The organism is Pseudomonas sp. NPDC087346, from assembly GCF_044744235.1.
Classification (GTDB): Bacteria; Pseudomonadota; Gammaproteobacteria; order Pseudomonadales; family Pseudomonadaceae; genus Aquipseudomonas.
In genome coordinates, this window is record NZ_JBIUXX010000003.1 from 57531 (window position 1) to 61375 (window position 3845).

Consider the following 3845-nt stretch of genomic DNA (forward strand, 5'->3'; position numbering starts at 1 on the left):
ATGCATTCTAAATATGGAGCCGGCTTTCTGGGGATTGCATTCCAAATATGGAGCCGGCTCTCTGGGGATAATGCATTCCAAATGTGGAGCAGGCTCTCTGGGGATAATGCATTCCAAATGTGGAGCAGGCTCTCTGGGGATAATGCATTCCAACTGTGGGAGCTAGCCTGCTAGCGAAGAGGTCAGTCAACTCAGTGAAAATCCAACTGGCTCACTTCAGCGCCTCAGCCAACGGCAGCCGCGCCATATGCGTAGCCTTCAGCGACCCGAAATACAACCAGTCGCCGTACTCACGCACCGTGGTAATCGGCGAATAATTGCCCTCACTGCTGTCCTGTAAATTCGCAACAACCTTGCCATCCAGATCCAGCCCCAAGACAAACCCGCGCTTCTCCACCGGTTTCGGCAGCACCATCATCGCTCGCACGATCATCTTGCGAATAAAAGGATGCCCGGCGGTGCGATCCAGCAGCGAATTGCGCGGCGTGTACAACGCCACCCAAAAGCGGTCATGGCCATTGAACGCAAGGTTGTCCGGCAGCCCCGGCAGGTTGTCGATAAACAGGTCATGGGTGCCAGCCTTGGGTCCGCTCAGCCAGTAGCGACTGATGCGATAAGCGCCGGTTTCGTTGACCAGCACATAGGCATCATCCGGCCCGAGGGTCACGCCGTTGGCGAACTCCAGTTTGTCCAATAACACGCTGGTTTTACCGGTCTGGAAGTCGTAGCGCAGCAGGCGACCGTCGCCGCCATGCTCAATGATCGCCTCGCCGTCATGGCCGTAGCCCCAGCGGCTGGTGGCGTCGCTGAAATAGGCGTAATGCCCGGACTTGTCGATGGCCACGTCATCGGTAAAACCGAACGGCGTGCCATTGGCCTCGGTCGCCAATGCGATCAACCGGCCTTGCGCATCCAGCGACAGCAAGCCTTTGACGCCGTCGGCAATCACCAGCAAGCCGTTGGGATGGCGCGCCAGCCCCAGCGGTCGGCCGCCAGTGTCAGCGAGGACTTTGCGCTCCTTGCCATCAAGACTGGTGCGCAACAGTCGGCCGTCATGCAGTCCGGTCAGCAGAAACTCATTTTCCAGCAACAGCGCTTCCGGGCCTTCGATGTCACCGGGGCCAACCTGGGTCGTGCCTTTGAGTCGTTGGTTCTCGGTGTAGACACCTTCGCTGAGGGATGGCGCGGGCGAGGGCGTCCACGCAACTGGCTCGACTTTGGTCGGCATCAGCAGCAGAAACGCGGCAATCACGATTAGCAGCAGTAACAGCCAATGACGCAACCTCATGCGTTGACGCTCGACGGTGTCAGATGCCTGACCGCCATGTCGCGCAGGGCCAGCATCGAGGCGGCGGACTCGCGGTCGATACGGCGTTTCAACAGAAGCTTGTTGGCGATGCGCATGCCCAGCCCGGCGAACTGATAATCCAGGGTTCGTACAAATCGCGTGCCGTTACCCTCGGCCGCACATTGGTAGGTCAGCAGCAACGACAGACCGTGATCACCCTGAGCCCGCGCACACCAGCGCCGACCGGGCAGGTATTCAGTGACTTCCCAGCTCAAATGCCCCGCACGGCCACCGGCATGAATGTCCTCCTCGAAACGCGATCCAGCGTGCAGCGGGCCTTGCGGGCCGATAATTTTCAGCGACGAGGGATGCCATTCGGGCCAGTAGTTGACGCTGGCGGCATAGGCGAGCACGGCAATCGGTTCGCCGGCGATATCGATCTGGTGCTGCATGCGGGTCATGGTGGTACTCGATGGGGTCAAAGGGGCGAGTTCCGGCTCCCAGTAAAGAGTGCCGAACAGGTAGTCCATCAGCGGAAAGACGATATTGAAATTGCGCTCCTGCATGCGCTCGCGACGGTGATGCAATTCGTGCAGACGGCGCATCTGGCGAACCCATGGCAGGCGCGTCAGCGGGTTTCGCGGCGGCAGATGTTCAAAGGCATGGAACACTTCGTAGCTCAGATAACCCAAGACCATGCAACCGCCGAACAGCCCGGCGACGTTGGCGCTGACCTGCGCAAACAGCCACCACAGCGGCAGGGTGATCACCAGCGTGTGCAGAACGATCAGCCACGCCGGGAACAGAATCACCCGCCAGTCGCGAGCGCCGTCGTAGGTCATGTGGCCGGGGGTGAAGAAGCTGTGATGGTCGCCGGCATGGCGGGCGTAAAACAGCTTGGCGTAGCTTTTCTTGTGATGCCCGAGATGGCGGTGCACCACGTAAACCCCGAAGTTGAAAAACAACAGGGTCAGCGGCACCGTCAGCCATTCCAGCAGCCGTACTTGCTGCACGCTGCTCCAGAACGCAGCAATGGCCAGGACGCCGAACAGCAGCACGAATGCGCCATGTAGCCACGGGTTGTAAAAGGGATGAATCGCCGCACGATAACGGCTGCGGAATGCCTCGGTGGTCTGCCTCAATGCGCTCACCTGTGGGTATTGTTGTTATACCCGGCAGAGTAGCCGATCCGGCGATTTGTGCGGGTCGAACCTAGAGGTCACAAGCGCCATGATCGGTTGCAAATTGGCCGCTTCAGGTTGATTCAGCTCAACGGGTTCCAGCGTTGTGACCAGTCGTCATCGGTCTCGATCACCTGGCGCAGCAGGTCGAAGGCTTGTTGCAGCGTCGCCGAGTCGCGGTCGCGGGAGTACACCAGATAAGTCGGATAGCCGAATTCCGGGGCTTTGGTCACCGGCTCCAATGCTCCAGTCTCGAGAAAGCTGCGCACGACGCGGGTGCGGAAGTAGCCGCTGCCGCCGTTTTCGAGGATGTATTGCAGCGCCAGCGGGCCGAGATTGAAGCTCAGCGCAGCCTTGGCTTTTTCCGGCAGGGCGGCGTCGTGCTGACGGCGGAAGTCCGGGCCCCAGTCGATGTAAACGTAAGGATCGGGGCGACCGGGTGTGCGCACCAGAATCAGCTTTTCTTCCAGCACTTGCTCGACTTGCAGACCGGGCCAGTATTCCGGTTGATAGACCAGGGCTGCGTCGAGCACGCCGAGTTCCAATTGGCGTAGCAGGTTTTCGCCGTCGCGGATTTCCATGCGTAGGGCATGGCCGGGAATTTTTTCGCGCAGTTCGGCGGCCCAACTGAGCATCAACGGATTGCACAGGCTGACTTCGCCACCGATGTGCAGCACGTTGTGGTAACCCTCGGGCAGTGGCAAGTCACGGCGCGCGGCTTCCCAGGTTTGCACCAGTTGGTTGGCGTAGACCACGAACGCTTCGCCATTGGGCGTCAAACGTGCGCCGGCCCGATTGCGCACGAACAGCGTGCTGCCCAACTGGCTTTCGAGTTTCTGCACCCGGGCGGTGATAGCGGTTTGCGTGACGAACAACTTCTCGGCAGCCGCCGCGAGACTGCCGTGGCGGACGATTTCCAGAAAGGTGCGAGCGAGGTCAATGTCCATGGGCGGGCCGGTGCTTGAGAGTGCGGGCATTGTAAGTGCCAGCTCGACACCGCGTCATCGTTCATCGCGAGCAGGCTCACTCCCACAGGTTTTGTGGGGTCTACACAATCTCCGCAACTGTAGGAGTGAGCCTGCTCGCGATTGCGCAATGTCAGTCGACAACGATGTCGAAAGTGCTGGCCCCATCGCTGGCAGGCCAGCTCCCACAGGGATTGAGGGTGTACCCGGATTTTCAGGACACCCGCAAAACCTGTAGGAGTGAGCCTGCTCGCGATAGCGCAATGTCAGTCGACAACGATGTCGAAAGTGCCGGCCCCATCGCTGGCAAGCCCGCTCCCACAGGGATTGAGGGTGTACCCGGATTTTCAGGACACCCGCAAAACCTGTAGGAGTGAGCCTGCTCGCGATAGCGCAATGTCAGTCGACACG

The 3845-nt window shown here is 60.0% G+C and carries 3 protein-coding genes; all 3 read right to left on the minus strand.

Going from position 1 to position 3845, the window contains the following annotated elements; translation table 11 throughout:
* Positions 1-211: 211 nt before the first annotated feature.
* Entirely contained in the window at positions 212-1288 is a 1077-nt protein-coding gene (locus ACIOZM_RS02940; protein ID WP_401209361.1) for an SMP-30/gluconolactonase/LRE family protein, read from the minus strand.
* Positions 1285-2430, minus strand: a complete 1146-nt coding sequence (locus ACIOZM_RS02945) for an SRPBCC family protein (protein ID WP_401209363.1) — start codon at positions 2428-2430, stop codon at positions 1285-1287. The genes ACIOZM_RS02940 and ACIOZM_RS02945 overlap by 4 nt, the downstream gene beginning before the upstream one ends.
* A gap of 122 nt (positions 2431-2552) precedes the next feature.
* Positions 2553-3416, minus strand: coding sequence for a LysR family transcriptional regulator (locus tag ACIOZM_RS02950; RefSeq protein WP_401209695.1), 864 nt, complete (start codon positions 3414-3416; stop codon positions 2553-2555).
* Positions 3417-3845 lie beyond the last annotated feature (429 nt).